The 17,769-nt window shown below is 36.2% G+C and carries 16 protein-coding genes; 15 read left to right on the top strand and 1 reads right to left on the bottom strand.

Annotated elements, in window-relative coordinates; genetic code table 11:
- Positions 1-2 precede the first annotated feature (2 nt).
- From ACXYMZ_RS05265 to rnc, 10 genes are all read left to right on the top strand, one after another.
- Positions 3-1,661: a DAK2 domain-containing protein gene (locus tag ACXYMZ_RS05265; protein WP_458947313.1), complete on the top strand. Its 1,659-nt coding sequence runs from the start codon at positions 3-5 to the stop codon at positions 1,659-1,661.
- A gap of 329 nt (positions 1,662-1,990) precedes the next feature.
- On the top strand, positions 1,991-2,653 hold the full coding sequence (gene sdaAB, locus ACXYMZ_RS05260; RefSeq protein ID WP_458947312.1) for an L-serine ammonia-lyase, iron-sulfur-dependent subunit beta: 663 nt from the start codon (positions 1,991-1,993) through the stop codon (positions 2,651-2,653).
- Positions 2,654-2,673: 20 nt separating this feature from the next.
- Positions 2,674-3,549 carry an L-serine ammonia-lyase, iron-sulfur-dependent, subunit alpha gene (gene sdaAA / locus ACXYMZ_RS05255; protein ID WP_458947311.1) on the top strand — a complete coding sequence of 292 codons (876 nt, stop codon included), beginning with the start codon at positions 2,674-2,676 and terminating at the stop codon, positions 3,547-3,549.
- Between the two features lie 44 nt (positions 3,550-3,593).
- The gene (gene recG, locus ACXYMZ_RS05250; protein WP_458947310.1) at positions 3,594-5,627 is read left to right on the top strand and encodes an ATP-dependent DNA helicase RecG; all 2,034 of its coding nucleotides are present in this window, start codon (positions 3,594-3,596) and stop codon (positions 5,625-5,627) included.
- A gap of 130 nt (positions 5,628-5,757) precedes the next feature.
- Positions 5,758-6,351, top strand: a complete 594-nt coding sequence (fapR, locus tag ACXYMZ_RS05245; RefSeq protein WP_458947309.1) for a transcription factor FapR — start codon at positions 5,758-5,760, stop codon at positions 6,349-6,351.
- Positions 6,335-7,330, top strand: coding sequence for a phosphate acyltransferase PlsX (plsX, locus tag ACXYMZ_RS05240; protein WP_458947308.1), 996 nt, complete (start codon positions 6,335-6,337; stop codon positions 7,328-7,330). The genes fapR and plsX overlap by 17 nt, the downstream gene beginning before the upstream one ends.
- Positions 7,331-7,334: 4 nt before the next feature.
- A complete protein-coding gene (gene fabD / locus ACXYMZ_RS05235) occupies positions 7,335-8,273 on the top strand; it encodes an ACP S-malonyltransferase (protein WP_458947307.1) in 939 nt (312 codons plus the stop codon).
- Entirely contained in the window at positions 8,274-9,014 is a 741-nt protein-coding gene (gene fabG, locus ACXYMZ_RS05230) for a 3-oxoacyl-[acyl-carrier-protein] reductase (RefSeq protein WP_458947306.1), read from the top strand.
- 31 nt (positions 9,015-9,045) lie between these two features.
- Positions 9,046-9,282, top strand: coding sequence for an acyl carrier protein (gene acpP, locus ACXYMZ_RS05225; RefSeq protein WP_458947305.1), 237 nt, complete (start codon positions 9,046-9,048; stop codon positions 9,280-9,282).
- A gap of 62 nt (positions 9,283-9,344) precedes the next feature.
- Positions 9,345-10,037 (top strand): ribonuclease III, encoded by a 693-nt coding sequence (gene rnc, locus ACXYMZ_RS05220; protein WP_458947304.1) that lies wholly within the window; start codon positions 9,345-9,347, stop codon positions 10,035-10,037.
- 33 nt (positions 10,038-10,070) lie between these two features.
- Here the strand turns inward: rnc and ACXYMZ_RS05215 are convergent, their stop codons facing one another.
- Complete coding sequence (locus tag ACXYMZ_RS05215; RefSeq protein ID WP_458947303.1) at positions 10,071-10,295, bottom strand: DUF1128 domain-containing protein; 225 nt, start codon at positions 10,293-10,295, stop codon at positions 10,071-10,073.
- Between the two features lie 776 nt (positions 10,296-11,071).
- On the opposite strand from ACXYMZ_RS05215, the gene smc reads away from it, so the two are divergent.
- The 5 genes from smc to rpsP all read left to right on the top strand — a co-directional run bounded on the left by smc (position 11,072) and on the right by rpsP (position 17,765).
- Positions 11,072-14,638 (top strand): chromosome segregation protein SMC, encoded by a 3,567-nt coding sequence (smc, locus tag ACXYMZ_RS05210; protein WP_458947302.1) that lies wholly within the window; start codon positions 11,072-11,074, stop codon positions 14,636-14,638.
- Between the two features lie 17 nt (positions 14,639-14,655).
- Positions 14,656-15,648 (top strand): signal recognition particle-docking protein FtsY, encoded by a 993-nt coding sequence (ftsY, locus tag ACXYMZ_RS05205; protein ID WP_458947301.1) that lies wholly within the window; start codon positions 14,656-14,658, stop codon positions 15,646-15,648.
- Positions 15,649-15,718: 70 nt separating this feature from the next.
- Entirely contained in the window at positions 15,719-16,036 is a 318-nt protein-coding gene (locus ACXYMZ_RS05200) for a putative DNA-binding protein (protein ID WP_458947300.1), read from the top strand.
- Positions 16,037-16,049: 13 nt separating this feature from the next.
- On the top strand, positions 16,050-17,393 hold the full coding sequence (gene ffh / locus ACXYMZ_RS05195; protein ID WP_458947299.1) for a signal recognition particle protein: 1,344 nt from the start codon (positions 16,050-16,052) through the stop codon (positions 17,391-17,393).
- A gap of 96 nt (positions 17,394-17,489) precedes the next feature.
- Positions 17,490-17,765: a 30S ribosomal protein S16 gene (rpsP, locus tag ACXYMZ_RS05190; protein ID WP_458947298.1), complete on the top strand. Its 276-nt coding sequence runs from the start codon at positions 17,490-17,492 to the stop codon at positions 17,763-17,765.
- Positions 17,766-17,769: the final 4 nt, after the last annotated feature.

Raw genomic sequence — 17,769 nt, 5'->3', positions numbered from 1 at the left:
TGGTGATATTACATAAAATAGATGGAGAGCATTTAACACAGATGATCCTATCTGGAGCGCATCACTTATCGAATAATGCAGATAAGATTGATGCATTAAATGTCTTTCCAGTACCAGATGGGGATACGGGCACCAATATGAACTTATCGATGACTTCAGGTGTAAATGAAGTAAGACAAACGGAGTCTTCGAATATCTCTGAAGTGGCAAATGCCTTAGCAAAAGGATTATTAATGGGAGCAAGAGGAAACTCTGGTGTAATCCTTTCACAAATATTCCGTGGTTTTGCAAGAGGAATGGGACAAAAAGAAACTTTAGAAGTAAAGGACTTCGCACAAGCATTTGATGCAGGAGTTTCAACTGCTTACAAAGCTGTGATGAAACCAGTTGAAGGAACGATTTTAACAGTTGCGAAAGACTCAGCTGCAAAAGCTGTTGCAATCGCTGATTCAGAAACAGATATTATCCGTTTCATGCAACAAGTATTAAATGAAGCGAAAGCATCCTTAAAGAGAACACCAGATTTGCTTCCAGTATTAAAGGAAGTTGGGGTTGTTGACTCTGGAGGACAAGGTTTAGTTACTATTTATGAAGGGTTTTTAGCAGCACTTAAAGGTGAAGAGCTTCCAGCAGATTCAATTGTAGCGATGGAAGACTTAGTAAGTGCTGAACACCATAAAATCACACAAGACTTTATGGATACCTCGGATATTGTATATGGTTACTGTACAGAGTTTATGGTTAAATTTGAAGAAGATAAATTAGCAAATAGACCATATAATGAAGAAGAGTTCCGTAATGAACTAAGTGAATTAGGTGATTCTTTACTTGTTGTATCTGATGAAGATGTTGTAAAAGTTCATGTACACTCAGAAGACCCTGGACAATGTTTAACGTTAGGGCAGCGATTCGGTAGCTTAATTAACATGAAGATTGAAAACATGCGTGAACAACATAGTGCAATTGTCGGTAAAAAGGACAAGCAGAAGCAACCTAAAGAAAAAGCGGAATATGGTATTGTTTCCGTTGCAATGGGTGAAGGATTAAAAGAATTGTTTGAAAGTCTTGGTGTAACAGTTGTTATCGAAGGTGGACAGACAATGAATCCAAGTACACAAGATATTGCTGAAGCGGTAAAAGCTGCAAACGCAAAAAATGTACTTATTTTACCTAACAACAAAAATATCCGTATGGCTGCTGATCAAGCAGCAGAAATTGCTGAAGGTAATGTTGCAGTTGTTCCAACATCAACGATTCCACAGGGGATTAGTGCTTTATTAGTATTCAATCCTGAAGATTCGTTGGAAAATAATCAAAAAGAGATGGATATGGCTAGAAAAGAAGTAAAAACTGGTCAAATCACGTATGCTGTTCGTGATACTCAAATTGATGGAATCACTATCCAAAAAGATCACTTCATGGGAATAGAAGATGGTAAAATAATTTCTTCACATGAAGATAAGCAAGAAACAGTTAAAGAATTATTAAAACAAATGATTACAGAAGATGATGAAATTCTTACAATTCTTTATGGTGAAGGCGTTACAGAAGCTGAAGTAAATGAATTAGAAAGCTATGTAGAAGAAAACTATGAAGATATTGAAGTAGAAGTTCATAATGGGAAGCAACCAATTTACTCCTACATTTTTTCTGTAGAATAAATATTACCAATTAATAAGCAGGGTCCATCTAATGGATTCCTGCTTATTTTTATGGAGTTGTTAAAGTATATTTTTGAGAATTCATCCAGTAAAGAATTAGAAGAGCAATATAAGCTTCGGAAATATACGAAGACTCCTGCGGGAGGCTCGCCAGCCGCCCGCGGAAAGCGAAGTATATTTCCGAAGCGGGTTTATGCTCAAAATAAGCTGGAACTATTTGTTTGATAGACATCTAAATCGGGGATTGGATTTTATAGAAATGTGCTACTTTAAGTGATTTTTGTTATACTCTAAAGAGAAGTGATGAAACTTTAAAAGGCGGTGTATGAATGAAATATAATTCAGTGTTTGATATCATCGGTCCTGTGATGGTAGGTCCATCAAGTTCACATACGGCAGGTGCTGCACGAATCGGGTTAACAGCTCGAAATCTTTTAGGTAAACAACCCACATGGGCTAAAATATATTTATATGAATCTTTTGCAAAAACGTATAAAGGACATGGTACAGATTTTGCTATTATCGGAGGTTTATTAGGTTACGCAACCGATGATACACGTATGAAAGATGCCTTAGTAAGAGCGAAAGATATTGGTCTCGACTTTGAATTTATTGAAGATTCAAAAGCCGTAGACCATCCCAATACTGCTAGAGTAGTAATCGGATATGAAGAAGAACAATTAGAACTAGTCGGAATATCAATTGGTGGGGGTAAGGTAGAAATAACAGAACTAAATGGTTTTGCTCTTAGACTATCAGGCAACCACCCAGCGATTCTTATTATGCATAATGATAGATACGGTGCAATTGCTTCTGTGACAGAAATTTTAGCTAAACATAAGATAAATATCGGTCATATGGAAGTTAATCGTAAAGATGTTGGTAAAGAAGCCCTCATGGTCATTGAAGTTGATCAGAATGTGGATGATTCCGTGTTAAATGAATTGAAGAGTGCTGCCCATATTATTCACATTACAAAAATTAGTAGTTAAAAGGCGAAAGGGGAATTTATATGTTTCGATCAGTAGCTGAATTAGTAGAATTAGCTGAAAAGCAAAATATACCTATTTCCGAAGTGATGATTTTACAAGAGATGGAAGTAAAAGAAGTGTCACGTGAGGAAGTTATGGCAGAAATGGAAAAGAATCTGCAAGTAATGGAAGATGCAATTGAAAGATCCTTAAAAGGTGTTGAATCAGTAACTGGATTAACCGGTGGGGATGCAGTAAGAGTGCAAGAATATATGAAAAATCATACACCTTTATCAGGCCCGATTTTACTAGATGCAGTAAGTAAAGCGATGGGGACAAATGAGGTTAATGCAGCGATGGGAATTATTTGCGCTACCCCAACTGCAGGAAGTGCTGGCTGTGTTCCAGGTACATTATTCGCTGTGAAAAACCAGTTAAATCCTACTCGAGAACAAATGCTTAGATATTTATTCACTGCTGGAGCATTTGGATTTGTAGTTGCAAATAATGCATTTATTTCTGGTGCTGCTGGAGGTTGCCAAGCTGAAGTTGGTTCTGCAGGTGCAATGGCTGCAGCGGCAATTGTTGAAATGGCGGGTGGATCACCACAACAATCTTCGGAAGCCTTCGCTATTACTTTGAAAAATATGCTCGGCTTAGTTTGTGATCCTGTTGCGGGCTTAGTTGAAGTTCCATGTGTAAAACGAAATGCACTTGGTTCATCACAAGCGATTGTATCAGCGGATTTAGCATTAGCAGGAGTGACGAGCCGTATCCCTTGTGATGAAGTAATTGGAGCGATGTATCGAATTGGAAAGCAAATGCCTTCTAGTTTACGAGAAACTGGAGAAGGTGGCCTTGCAGATACTCCTACAGGCAGACTACTTAAAGAGAAGATATTTGGTGCTACAGTCTAAATGTTTGTAATCATAAGACTGTTTTCTAGAAAGAGTGATATTTAGTGTTAAATGAATCTGTGTTAAATATTAAGGGAGTTGGCGAGAAATTTGCGGAAGATCTAAAAGCGTTAAAAATTTATACGATAGAAGATCTTTTATTGTATCTTCCTTATAAATATGACGTCTTAGAGATTCTTCCATTAAGCGAACTCATTCATGAGGATAAAGTAACAATTGTGGGAAAGGTTCTTTATGAACCTTCCCTTAATTTTTATGGAAGAAAAAAGTCTCGCTTAGTTTTAACGGTTGAAGTGGAAGGTATTGCTGTAAAAGCAGTGATGTTTAACCGCGCTTTTGCCAAAAAACAAATAAACGAAGGTGATACTGTAACTTTAACTGGTAAGTGGGATGCACATCGCTTACAAATCACCGTAAGTAATTATCGAGTGGGAGTACTAGAAGAGTCAGCAGAAATACTCACCATGTACTCTGTAAAAGGTGATATTAGTCATTACCGTCTAAAGAAAGTGATTAATCAAGCACTTCAAGATTATGGAGATAGAATTGAAGAGATACTACCAGAAACATATCTCCAAGCTTATAAACTACCAGATCGTCGTCAAACCATTCAATTTCTACATTCTCCTTCAAATAAGGAACAACTGAAACATTCTCGTAGAAGATTTATTTATGAGGAGTTTTTAATTTTTCAGCTTAAAATGCAATTGTTAAGAAAACTCCATCGTGAAGCTGCAACTGGAAATGCACAGAATTATGATGTTGAAAAGCTCGAGCAATTTATAGCTAAGTTTCCTTTCCAGTTAACTAAAGCTCAGCAAACCTCTTTAAAAGAAATTTTAGCTGATATGAAATCTCCCTTAAGAATGAATCGCCTCTTACAAGGAGACGTTGGTTCAGGGAAAACGGCAGTGGCTGCAATCAGTTTGTATGCTGCTATTACGGCTGGAAAACAAGGGGCATTAATGGTGCCAACAGAAATATTAGCTGAACAACATTATCAATCTCTTGTTGAATTATTTGGTGACCTCGCCAATATCAGACTCTTAACAGGTTCTGTAAAACAGAAAGATAGACGAGTAATATTAGCAGCCTTAGAAGCAGGAGAAATTGATATTTTAATTGGTACACACGCTCTCATTCAAGATGAAGTTATTTTTCATGACTTAGGTATGGTAATTGTTGATGAACAACATAGATTTGGTGTAGAACAAAGAAGAATTTTACGTGATAAAGGGCTACATCCGGACGTATTATTTATGACCGCAACTCCAATTCCACGTACTTTAGCAATCACGGCTTTCGGTGACATGGATGTATCGATCATAGATGAATTACCAGCTGGAAGAAAAGAAATAGAAACACTATGGGTAAAGGAAAATATGTTTGAAAGAATCTTGCATTTTATTCAAAAGCAAGTTGCCCTTGGTGAACAAGCTTATATTATTAGTCCCTTAATCGAAGAGTCTGACAAGCTAGATATTCAAAATGCTGTTGACCTTTATCATCAATTACTTGAATTTTTCCCACCAGAATTGAAGGTTGGTTTAATGCATGGCAGACTACCTAGCCAAGAAAAAGATCAAGTGATGAAAGACTTTGCGGAAAATAATATTCAAGTTCTTGTTTCTACAACAGTTGTAGAAGTTGGTGTAAACGTACCAAATGCGACAGTAATGGTTATTTATGATGCCGAACGTTTTGGATTATCCCAGTTACATCAGCTGCGAGGTAGGGTTGGTAGAGGGGACAAGCAGAGTTATTGTATCCTTATTGCAGAACCAAAAAATGAAGTCGGCAAAGAGCGAATGAGTATTATGACTGAAACAAATAATGGCTTTGAGCTTGCTGAGCGTGATCTACAATTACGTGGCCCTGGAGACTTTTTCGGTAAGAAACAAAGTGGAATACCAGAGTTTAAAGTTGCTGATATGGTTCATGATTATCGAGCACTAGAAACAGCGAGACAAGATGCTCAAAAGATTGTAGAAAGTGGTCTATTAACAAAAGATAAAGCATATGAAAAACTATATAATCTACTTAAAAAAGATGTTTCTTTGCAAATGAAATTGGATTAAATTTAGTAAACATAGTTGCATAAATAATATAGCTATTATATATTACTGTTAGTACCAAGTCTTAAAACGTAACAATAATCCTCAAATGAGATTGCGAGGATGCATTAATAAAATTGGTGGTTGGTGCATGATGAGAACGACAAAAGCAGAAAGACAAAAGCTTTTAAAAGAAAAAATTGAAGAGGTTCCATTTATAACAGATGAAAACTTAGCGAAGGAATTCGATGTAAGTATTCAAACCATCCGACTTGATCGTATGGAACTTGGAATACCTGAAATGCGTGAAAGAATGAAATCAGTGGCCACCGATCAGTGGAATGAAACGATTCGAGCGCTGCAAATAGAAGAAGTTTTTGGAGAAATCATTGATTTAGTTTTAGATAAACGAGCAATTTCAATACTTGATATTACGAGTGAACTTGTTTTTTCGAGAAATAAAATTGCAAGAGGGCACCATCTTTTTGCCCAAGCAAATTCATTAGCAGTCGCAGTGATTAATGATGAGTTAGCATTAACAGTGAAATCAGAAATTACTTTTACCAGACAGGTGCAAGAAGGTGAACGTGTGATTGCTAAAGCAACTGTCGAAGGAAAAAATGATAAGGGACATACTTTAGTTAAAGTCGATTCTTATGTTGATAACGAAATTGTTTTTACGGGTATGTTCCAAATGTTTCAATCAAACGAAGAAATAGGTGAAAATAGAAATGAAACTAGCAATTGATGCAATGGGTGGAGATCATGCACCAAAAGAAATTGTCCTAGGTGCGATGGAAGCTGTAAAAACGTTTGACGACCTTACAATTACTTTAATTGGTGATGAAGAGAAGATTAAGCCGTTTTTAACGGATTCTAAAAATATTGAAATTATACATACGAATGAAGTCATCACTGGTGATGATGAGCCTGTACGAGCAGTTCGCCGCAAGAAAAATGCGTCGCTTGTTTTAATGGCTGAGGAAGTTAAAGAAGGTAGAGCAGATGCATGTATTTCTGCGGGTAACACTGGTGCGCTAATGAGTGCAGGTTTATTTATTGTTGGACGTATACCAGGAATTGCAAGGCCTGCGCTTAGCCCAACTTTACCTACAATTGATGAAGAGGGATTTGTATTCTTAGATGTTGGTGCGAACGTGGAAACAAAACCGAGTCATCTATTGCAGTACGGGATTATGGGATCAATTTATGCACAAAAAGTTCGTGGAATTGAGAATCCAACAGTTGGTTTATTAAACGTCGGAACGGAAGCTGGCAAAGGCGACGAACTGACAAGAAAAGCATTCGAACTCTTAGAAAATGCTCCGATTAATTTTATTGGAAACGTAGAAGCCCGTGATTTATTTAATCATGTTGCAGACGTTGTAGTTACGGATGGATTTAGCGGTAATGTAGCTTTAAAGACAATTGAAGGTACTGCACAAACCGTATTCACTCTATTAAAAGAAGTTTTAACATCTTCTTTAAAAACGAAAATTGCTGCAGGTATGGTAAAAAGTGACTTAAAATCATTGAAAAGTCGTTTGGATTACTCGGAATATGGCGGAGCTGGACTATTTGGATTACAAGCTCCCGTTATAAAAGCACATGGATCTTCAAATGCTCGAGCTATTCTGAGTGCAATCAGACAAGCAAAGCATATGGTAGATTATGATGTGACAGAAACGATTAGAAAAACGGTTGAAACAATGAATATTGAGGAGTGATTTCATGAAGCGCGTTGCTTTTATGTTCCCTGGCCAAGGGTCACAAGCAGTCGGAATGGGGGAAGAATTCTATCAGAATTATCCCCAAGTCGAAAAGCTTTTTTCTAAAGCAAATGAATTACTAAATAAAGATCTTACAGAAATTATGTTTGCTGGTCCAAAAGAAACATTGACAGAAACAGAAAATGCACAACCTGCTTTACTTTTAACAAGTATTGCTATTCATCAAATCTTAATTGAAAAAGGAATTCAGCCACAAATGACAGTAGGACATAGCTTGGGTGAATATAGTGCACTTGTTGCAGCTGGAGCTATTAGTTTTGATGAGGCACTTCCCCTTGTTGCGACACGTGGGCGTTTGATGGAAGAAGCATTTCCTAGTGGGCAGGGAACAATGGCTGCTGTACTTGGACTTTCAGTAGAACAGGTTAGTGAAGTTCTTGAAGATATAACAGAAGAAATTGTAGACTTAGCTAATATAAATTGCCCTGGTCAAATTGTTATCTCAGGTTCCATAAAAGGTGTTGAATTGGCAACAGAGAAGTTAAAAGAATCTGGAGCGAAACGAGTTTTACCTCTAAACGTTAGTGGGCCATTCCATTCGAGATTAATGGAAGCTGCGAATGAAGAGTTTTCTGCATATCTTAACGAGGTAAAAATAGAAAATGCTATGATTCCTGTTTATGCAAATGTATCAGCAGCACCTGTGACGGAACGAGAGCAAATCAAAGAACTTCTAGTTAAACAATTATATTCTCCTGTTCGTTTTGAGGAATCAATTGAAAACATGCTAAAAGAAGATGTAGATGCGTTTGTAGAAGTTGGTAATGGAAAAGTACTTTCTGGGTTACTTAAAAAAATTGATCGATCAGTAAAAACGTTTGCTGTTCAAGACGTTCAATCTTTAGAGGCTTTTATTGAGTGGTTTAAGGAGGATGCATAAATGTTAAAAGGGAAAGCAGCTTTAGTAACTGGTGCATCAAGAGGTATCGGACGAACAATAGCTCTGGAGTTAGCGAAACAAGGAGCCAATGTTGCAGTTAACTATGCAGGAAGCGAAGACAAAGCAGCAGCTGTAGTAGAAGAAATAAAAGCTCTTGGAGTGGAAGCTTTTAAAATCCAAGCGAATGTTTCTAATGAACAAAGCGTCAAAGATATGGTGAAAAAAGTAGTGACAGAATTCGGAAGCCTGGATATCCTAGTAAATAATGCTGGTATAACAAGAGACAACCTTCTCATGCGTATGAAGGAAGAAGAATTTGATGAAGTGATTAACATCAATTTAAAAGGGGTATTCTTGTGTACGAAAGCTGTAACTAGACAGATGATGAAACAAAGAAATGGAAGAATCATTAATGTAGCTTCTATCGTTGGTGTAGGTGGTAATCCTGGCCAAGCAAACTATGTTGCAGCAAAAGCCGGTGTGATTGGTTTAACGAAGACTACTGCGAAAGAGCTTGCTTCACGAAACATTCTTGTAAATGCTGTTGCTCCTGGGTTTATATCAACGGACATGACAGATGAATTAAATGAAGACCAAAAAGAAATGATGTTAAACATGATTCCTTTAGCTAGATTTGGGGAGCCTGAGGATGTAGCGAAAGTCGTTCGCTTTTTAGCATCAGAGGATGCAAATTATATTACAGGACAAACACTTCATATTGATGGTGGAATGATTATGTAGTGTAATAAAATTTTGAAGGGAGGTGAATAATATGGCAGACGTTTTTGATCGCGTAAAAGAAATTATTGTTGATCGTCTAGACGTGGAAGAAGAGAAAGTTACAATGGAAGCTTCATTTAAAGATGACCTTGAAGCAGACTCTCTTGACGTTGTTGAGCTTGTAATGGAGCTTGAAGATGAATTTGACATGGAAATTGCAGATGAGGAAGCTGAAAAAATTAATACAGTAGGTGATGCTGTTAACTACATAAACAGTGTTTCTCAATAATAAAAAGGAAGTCTCGCTTTAACGCGGGACTTTCACATGTTTTCTACTGAGAGGTGAACTGTATGGATGTACACGAACTAGAACAGCAATTTAATATAAGTTTTAATCAAAAGCAACTATTGAAACAAGCTTTTACGCATTCATCCTATGTGAATGAGCATCGAGCCCAACCTTTTACAGATAATGAGCGTCTAGAATTTTTAGGTGATGCTGTACTTGAGTTAGGTGTGTCAGAGTACCTTTACAAGATCCAACCTAAATTAGCTGAAGGTGACATGACAAAGTTACGAGCAGCAATTGTTTGTGAGCCGTCTTTAACGAAATTTGCCAAGGAATTGAATTTTGGACAATATTTATTATTAGGGCGCGGTGAAGAACAAACGGGTGGCCGCGAGCGATCAGCAATTTTAGCTGATGTCTTCGAAGCGTTTTTAGGAGCGGTTTATCTTGATTTAGGTTTTGACAAAGCAATTGAATTTCTGGATACACATGTTTTACAGAAGATTGATATTGGTGCTTTTTCGCATGCGATGGATTATAAAAGTCAGCTTCAAGAATTAGTTCAACAAAAGAAAAACCAAAAGATTTCTTATGAGATAGTTGAAGAAAAAGGACCTTCTCATGATAAAGAATTTGTTGCCCAAGTATTAATAAATGATCAAGTGATTAAGAAAGGCAGTGGGCGTTCTAAAAAGGAAGCGGAGCAACGTGCTGCTGAATTAACAATTGATTATTTAAATGCTCAGGAAAAATAATAAGAATCAGTGGATATGCTCCACTGATTCTTATTATTTTTTACGAATTGTCGCTAACTCATCAACAAATGCTTTTGTTTCTAAAGCGCTAAGTCTTCCTTTTTGTACGACAATATCATGTATAAATTTCAAATCTTCATATTTTGCTATATCATAATCCTCGACATCAAATAGCCCACGATTAGCAACTTTTAAATGATCTGCTAACTCATTAAGCATAATCGAGAGATTCTCCTCGGTAGCTTGTTCCAGACTCATATTCAAACTTCCTCCCTGTTAATGGTTTTAAATATACTTCTTACTTTATAGAATTATACGGATACCCAAACTTAAATACAAGACTCAATTGATATAATGTGTTGATTAGTTTGATTCTGAGTAATAAGCGGAAGCATCGCTCCAGAAAAAATACACTACGCTTTCCGTGGGCTCGCGATTTGCCTCCTCAGAGGAAGAACACCTCTTCCGGGGTCATATCGTCTTCGCTTTCCCACTGGAATCTCCGTGTATTTTTTCTTGCGCTATGTTTAGCGTATTTTATTAATATATAGTTTAATCATTTAAGAGTGGATAAGGTATAAAAGTGTATTTGTACGGAGCAGTTCAGCACTAGAAAATTGCAATTGCATTATATCTTCAACCAGCTAGATTCAGCGGAGGAAAAACGTACGGAGACTCCAACGGGAATAGCATGAGGCGAAGATCCCGCAGCGAATCGAGGCAGACTAAGTACGCCACGTCCTGTGGCAACGTCTGCATTAGCACGTCCTATGCGTCGAGGCTGAGGCCATGCCCTAGGATGCGCGAAGTACGTTTTTCCCGGAGCGACATCTTTAATCTAAATTTATAACTGCTGAACTCGGATTCCACACTGTGTTCTGAATTAAATTAACCAACGATCTATTTAAAATGAAGTTATATCATGGTGTTACTTCTTTTGCATGCGGGATTGTGATAAAATATATAAGTTGAAGAGCCTATAAATTAGATGGTTTGTTCGAATAATAGCTTTTTTTATAAATAGGAGAATTACTATGTATCTAAAAAGATTAGAAAGTGTCGGCTTTAAATCTTTTGCCGAAAGAATATCAATAGACTTTGTTCCTGGCGTAACGGCAGTAGTAGGTCCTAATGGCAGTGGTAAGAGTAATATTACAGATGCCATTCGCTGGGTACTTGGCGAGCAATCGGCAAAGTCATTACGTGGTTCAAAAATGGAAGATATTATTTTCCAAGGAAGCGATACGAGAAAAGCATTAAACGTCGCAGAAGTAACACTTGTCCTTGATAACTCCGACAAAGCTGTACCATTAGATTATGATGAAGTCAGTGTTACGAGGAGAGTATATCGCTCAGGTGAAAGTGAATTCTACATCAATAAACAATCCTGTCGTTTAAAGGATATTATTGATTTATTTATGGACTCCGGATTAGGTCGCGAAGCATTCTCCATTATTAGCCAAGGAAAAGTTGAAGAAGTCCTAAGTTCGAAAGCTGAAGAAAGAAGAACCATCTTTGAAGAAGCAGCAGGAGTTTTAAAATATAAACAACGAAAAAAGAAGTCAGAATATAAATTAGCTGAAACACAAGAAAATTTAAACAGAGTCGAAGATATTATTTTTGAAATCGAAACACAAATTACCCCGTTAGAAAAGCAGATGCAAACTGCAAAAAGATATTTAGAACTCAAAGAAGAGCTAAAACAAGAGGAAATTGCGCTCCTCATCGCTGAAATTGAAGATCTCCATGGAAAATGGGAGAACGTACAGGTAGAAATAAAAGAAGAAGATGAAAAGGCACTTAGAACCCAAACACAAATCAATTCAAGAGAAGCATGGTTAGAAGAACAAAAACAAATCAATTATAAAACCGATGTTCTAATTGAAGAATTACAAGAAAAACTCTTGGAATCTACAAAACAACTAGAGAATATTGAAGGAAGAAAGCAACTTTTTTCTGAGAGAACAAAACATTTCACAGAAAACAAGCAAAAACTAGAAGAACAAAAACAAGAAGTCATTAATAACCTTGATACTTTACAGCTACAAATGAAACAAGATCAAACAGCTTTGGACGTTTTAAAACAAAATAAAGAAACCTCCAAGAAAAAAATAAAAGAATTAGAAAATAAACTAGATTTTACTAGTGAAAAAATTCTAGTACAAATTGAAGATTTGAAATCAGATTATATTGAATTTCTAAATGAGCAAGCTGCATCAAGAAATGAAATGCAATCGATAGAAAAGCAAATGCAACAAATTACTGGCAGAAATGAAATGCAACTCGGTAAGTTTAATGATGCACTTTCATTAAGAGAAAGTCTCGAAAAAGACAAGCTTGAACATGAAGAAAAATTAAAAAATAATACACATAAATATCAAGAAAAACTAGCGCTTATTGCAAAACTAAAGCAGCAGATTGAAAAAGAACGTAAATTATTTCAAGATATGCAGACAAAATTATACCAGGGCTATCAACATATCGAGAAAATGAAATCTCGAAAAGAAATGCTCGAAGAAATGAAAGAAGATTATCAAGGATTCTTTCATGGAGTTAAAGCTGTATTAAAAGCGAGAGAAGACGGACAGCTTGAACAAATCCACGGTGCAGTTATTGAATTAATTGATGTTCCAAGTCGATTTGTTTCAGCAATTGAAATGGTCCTTGGTGGACAAGCACAGCATATTGTTGTTCAAGATGAGTTAGCTGCGAGAGCCGCAATTTCTTGGCTAAAGAAAACAAACAAAGGAAGAGCGACATTCCTTCCGTTAACAGTTATTCAAGAAAGATTTATTCCTGAACAGCTTTTAGCTAAGGTTCAAAGTCATGAAGGCTTTATTGGTGTGGCAGCAGACCTTGTTAATACAGACAATTCCTATCAACGTGCTGTCAACCACTTAATGGGTCATGTACTTATTGCAGAGTCTCTTAAAGATGCTAATGATATAGCAAAATTAACTGGTAGACGATACCGTATCGTAACACTTGATGGCGATGTTGTTAACCCAGGTGGTGCCATGTCTGGTGGAGCTACAAAGAAATCGAATCAATCCTTATTTACGAGAGACAAAGAATTGGAAGAGATTAGAGGTAAATTAGTAAACTACGAGGAACGTACGATTGCTTTTGAGAAGAAAGTTAACGAACAAGAGAATAAAGTAAAAAACGCTATTGAAAATCTAAAAATAAAAGAAGATTCCCTTCTTGATTTGCAAAAGGTTGTTCAAGAGCTACAATCCATTCAGCACGAAAAAGAAATGGAATTCAAATCGATTAATGATAACCTTTCAAATTTTGATCAAGAAGAAAAGCTTTTTAAGGAAGAAAAACAATATCTTGAAACTCGTAAAGTAGAATTAGAGAAGAAATTAATTGATATTCAAGGAAAGCTGGAAGAAATTCAGCAGACTATAAACAGACTGAATGAAGAAGCAGCAACATTTAAACAGAACCAAGAAGAGATACAAAATGAGCTTCATGAGACAAAGCTTTTACATTCTACACAAGAAGAACGATATCGAAATCAATTTACTAAAGTCGAAGAACAACATGATCAATTGAAAATGATTACAAAGCAATTGAATGAATATAATAATGAATTAGAAGCGCTCGTTCAATTTTCAGAATCCGATGAGTCATTAGATGAAATTGAGCAATTGATTGTGAAAGAGAAACAACAAAAAGAAGAACTAACAGCTCTCATTCAAGAAAATCGTCAAACAAGATTAGACAGAACGACGAAAATTGAAGATGAAGAACGAGAGTTGAAAGAAACAAATAAACGTCATCAAGAAATCATTTCTATTATCCAACAAAAAGAGGTTCTGTTAAATCGTTTAGATGTTGATCTAGAAAATAGATTAAATCACTTACAGACTGAATATATGATTACATTTGAGAGAGCTAGACAGGAATATGTTAAAGCCGAGGACATGAAGGATTCAAAAGCAATAGTCAAAGCGAAAAAAGAGCAAATTAGTCGCTTAGGAACGGTTAATCTAGGATCAATCGAAGAATATGAACGTATTTCTGAAAGATATTCTTTCTTAACAGAACAACAAACTGATTTAGTGAACGCAAAAGAAACCTTGTATCATGTGATTGCAGAGCTAGATGTTGAAATGAAAGAGAAATTCCAAACAACTTTTGCAGCAATAAAGGATGAGTTCACTGTTGTATTTAAAGAACTTTTTGGTGGCGGAAGAGCAGAATTAAAGCTGACAGATCCGAAAGATATTTTGGAAACTGGTGTAGACATCATTGCACAGCCACCTGGGAAGAAATTACAGCACCTTGGACTTTTATCAGGTGGGGAAAGAGCATTAACCGCTATTGCATTATTATTTGCGATTCTCCGCGTGCGGCCAGTACCGTTTTGTATACTGGATGAGGTTGAAGCGGCTCTTGATGAAGCTAACGTAACAAGGTTTGCTAAGTATTTGAAAAAATATCGTGAAGAAACGCAGTTCATCGTAATTACACACCGTAAAGGCACGATGGAAGAAGCAGATGTATTATATGGTGTGACCATGCAAGAATCCGGCGTTTCACGATTAGTATCAGTAAAATTAGAAGAAACGGTAAATCTGATTGAATCTTAAGGAGGAATCTGTAAGAAATGAGTTTTTTAGATAAATTAAAGAATCGATTTAGACAAGAAGAAGATGTTGAAGAGGTATCTGAGAAATATAAAGAAGGTATGAAAAAGACTCGAGGATCGTTTTCAACAAAATTAAATGATCTCTTAGCACGCTACCGCAAAGTAGATGAGGATTTCTTTGAAGAATTAGAAGAAGTTTTAATTTCTGCTGACGTTGGTGTAAATACTGTAATGGACTTAATTGACGAACTGGAATTTGAAGTGAAACGTCAAAACATTAAAGAAACGAATCAATTGAAAGATGTTATTTCAGAAAAACTAGTAGATATCTATTACGGTGAAGATAATAATGAAGTAGAAACGTTAAATTTACAAAAAGATGGAATGACTGTTATTTTAGTCGTAGGTGTAAATGGCGTTGGTAAAACTACTTCGATTGGAAAACTTGCACATAAATTAAAAGCTGAAGGTAAGAAAATTGTTTTGGCAGCTGGAGATACCTTCCGTGCTGGTGCTATTGAACAATTAGAAGAGTGGGGAAAACGAGCAGACGTTGAAGTAATAAAACAAAGTGCTGGTAGTGATCCAGCAGCTGTTATTTATGATGGTATTCGTGCAGCAAAATCACGTAATGCAGATGTCTTAATTTGTGACACTGCAGGACGATTACAAAATAAAGTAAATCTAATGAATGAATTAGAAAAAATCAATCGTGTGATTGAAAGAGAAGTTCCAGGTGCACCACATGAAGTATTGTTAGTTCTTGATGCGACAACAGGACAGAATGCGCTAAGCCAGGCAAAAACGTTTTCCCAAGCCACAAACGTATCAGGAATCGTCTTAACAAAGTTGGATGGAACAGCTAAAGGTGGTATTGTTCTAGCGATTCGTAAAGAACTAGATATCCCAGTAAAGTATGTAGGGCTTGGAGAACAGGTAGGGGATTTACAAGCATTTGATGCAAGTGCTTTTGTTTATGGACTATTTGCGGATATGTTAGAAGAAGAGTAATCTTGACACCAAATCGTTTTATTCGTTATGATGTTCTGTAAAGACATTTCACTTAACAAGGAGCGTTTATATGCTTGAAAAAACAACGCGAATTAATTACTTATTTGATTTCTATCATGAGTTATTAACACCTAAGCAACAAAAATACATGAAAATGTATTATTTAGAGGACTTATCTTTAAGTGAGATTTCTGAGCTTTTCTCCGTTTCTAGACAAGCAGTTTATGATAATATTAAAAGAACTGAGGCAATGCTAGAATCTTATGAAGAGAAATTACATTTATATGATAAATTTAGCAAGCGAACTGTTATTATTGAAGAAATTCAAAAGAAATATCAAGATACAGAATTGCTTGATTTACTACAACAACTAAAAGAATTAGATTAGGAGGACACCTTCTATGGCATTTGAAGGCTTAGCCGAGCGCCTACAAGATACAATAAAAAAGATAACAGGTAAGGGTAAAATATCTGAACAAGACATTAAAGTAATGTCTCGTGAAATTCGATTAGCTCTCCTTGAAGCAGATGTTAACTTCAAGGTTGTTAAAGATTTAATTAACCGAATTAAAGAACGAGCAGTTGGTCAGGAAGTAATGGAAAGTCTAACACCAGGTCAACAAGTAGTTAAGATTGTTCGTGATGAATTAACAGAATTAATGGGTGGAGAAAATAGTAAAATTGCAGTTGCAGATCGTCCACCAACGGTCATTATGATGGTCGGTTTGCAAGGAGCGGGTAAGACAACAACCACAGGTAAACTGGCGAATCTTTTGAGGAAGAGTCATAACCGTAAACCACTTCTTGTAGCGTGTGATGTTTACCGTCCAGCTGCAATTCAACAATTAGAAACACTCGGAGAACAATTAGATATGCCTGTTTTCTCTTTAGGAACAGAAGTAAGTCCAGTAGATATTGCAAAACAAGCGATAGAAAAAGCAAAAGAAGACCACTTAGATTACGTAATTATTGATACAGCAGGTCGTTTGCATGTAGATACAGATCTAATGGATGAATTACAGGAAATTAAGTCCACTGTAAATCCTGATGAAATTTTCTTAGTAGTAGATGCTATGACAGGTCAGGACGCAGTTAATGTGGCTGAGAGTTTTAATGAACAGTTAGATGTTTCTGGAGTCGTTCTTACTAAACTAGATGGAGACACTCGTGGTGGTGCTGCGTTATCCATAAAAGCAGTAACCGATAAGCCAATTAAATTTGCTGGTATGGGTGAAAAACTCGATCAATTGGAACCTTTCCATCCAGAACGTATGGCTTCAAGAATTCTTGGTATGGGAGATGTACTATCATTAATTGAGAAAGCCCAAACCAATGTGGATGAAAAGAAAGCAAAACAACTTGAAGAAAAAATGCGCACGATGTCCTTTACATTTGATGACTTCCTAGAGCAAATGGAACAAGTAAAAAGCATGGGTCCACTTGACGATTTACTTGGTATGTTACCAGGTGCAGGTAAAATGAAAGGTCTAAAGAATGCACAGGTCGATGAAAAGCAAATATCTCAAGTAGAAGCAATTGCAAGATCGATGACAAAGCAAGAGCGTCATGAACCAAACATAATTAATGCCAGCAGAAAAAAGAGAATCGCAAAAGGTTCTGGTACAACCGTTTCACAAGTTAATCGTCTTTTAAAACAGTTCGAGGAAATGAAAAAGATGATGAAACAAATGTCAAACATGCAAAAAGGTAAAAAAGGAAAAGGCATGAAGTTTCCTTTTATGTAAATAAAAATAATTTGTAATGCAAAAACCCTTTACAGACTATAAATTTTCTGTTAGAATTTAAAATTGTGAGTAACTATATTAATGGAGGTGCAATTAATGGCTGTTAAAATTCGTCTAAAACGTATGGGTTCTAAAAGAAATCCATTCTATCGTATTGTTGTAGCTGATTCTCGTTCACCACGTGATGGACGTCAAATCGAACAAATTGGAACATATAACCCGGTAGTTAACCCGGTTGAAGTTAAAATTGATGAAGAAAAAGCACTTACATGGATGGCTAATGGTGCAAAACCAAGCGATACTGTTCGTAATCTTTTCTCTAACGAAGGTATTATGCAAAAATTCCATGAGCAAAAAAATCAAGCAAAGTAGCGTG

This window comes from Oceanobacillus sp. CAU 1775 (genome assembly GCF_054482815.1).
This window is presented reverse-complemented; position numbering and strand designations above follow the sequence as displayed.

Coding starts and splice junctions, on each gene's coding strand:
- rnc (WP_458947304.1), top strand. CDS start 9,345: ATGGATGTACACGAACTAGAACAGCAATTTAATATAAGTTTTAATCAA.
- smc (WP_458947302.1), top strand. CDS start 11,072: ATGTATCTAAAAAGATTAGAAAGTGTCGGCTTTAAATCTTTTGCCGAA.
- ffh (WP_458947299.1), top strand. CDS start 16,050: ATGGCATTTGAAGGCTTAGCCGAGCGCCTACAAGATACAATAAAAAAG.
- rpsP (WP_458947298.1), top strand. CDS start 17,490: ATGGCTGTTAAAATTCGTCTAAAACGTATGGGTTCTAAAAGAAATCCA.
- ftsY (WP_458947301.1), top strand. CDS start 14,656: ATGAGTTTTTTAGATAAATTAAAGAATCGATTTAGACAAGAAGAAGAT.
- sdaAA (WP_458947311.1), top strand. CDS start 2,674: ATGTTTCGATCAGTAGCTGAATTAGTAGAATTAGCTGAAAAGCAAAAT.
- fabG (WP_458947306.1), top strand. CDS start 8,274: ATGTTAAAAGGGAAAGCAGCTTTAGTAACTGGTGCATCAAGAGGTATC.
- plsX (WP_458947308.1), top strand. CDS start 6,335: ATGAAACTAGCAATTGATGCAATGGGTGGAGATCATGCACCAAAAGAA.
- ACXYMZ_RS05200 (WP_458947300.1), top strand. CDS start 15,719: ATGCTTGAAAAAACAACGCGAATTAATTACTTATTTGATTTCTATCAT.
- acpP (WP_458947305.1), top strand. CDS start 9,046: ATGGCAGACGTTTTTGATCGCGTAAAAGAAATTATTGTTGATCGTCTA.
- fabD (WP_458947307.1), top strand. CDS start 7,335: ATGAAGCGCGTTGCTTTTATGTTCCCTGGCCAAGGGTCACAAGCAGTC.
- sdaAB (WP_458947312.1), top strand. CDS start 1,991: ATGAAATATAATTCAGTGTTTGATATCATCGGTCCTGTGATGGTAGGT.
- ACXYMZ_RS05215 (WP_458947303.1), bottom strand. CDS start 10,295: ATGAGTCTGGAACAAGCTACCGAGGAGAATCTCTCGATTATGCTTAAT.
- fapR (WP_458947309.1), top strand. CDS start 5,758: ATGAGAACGACAAAAGCAGAAAGACAAAAGCTTTTAAAAGAAAAAATT.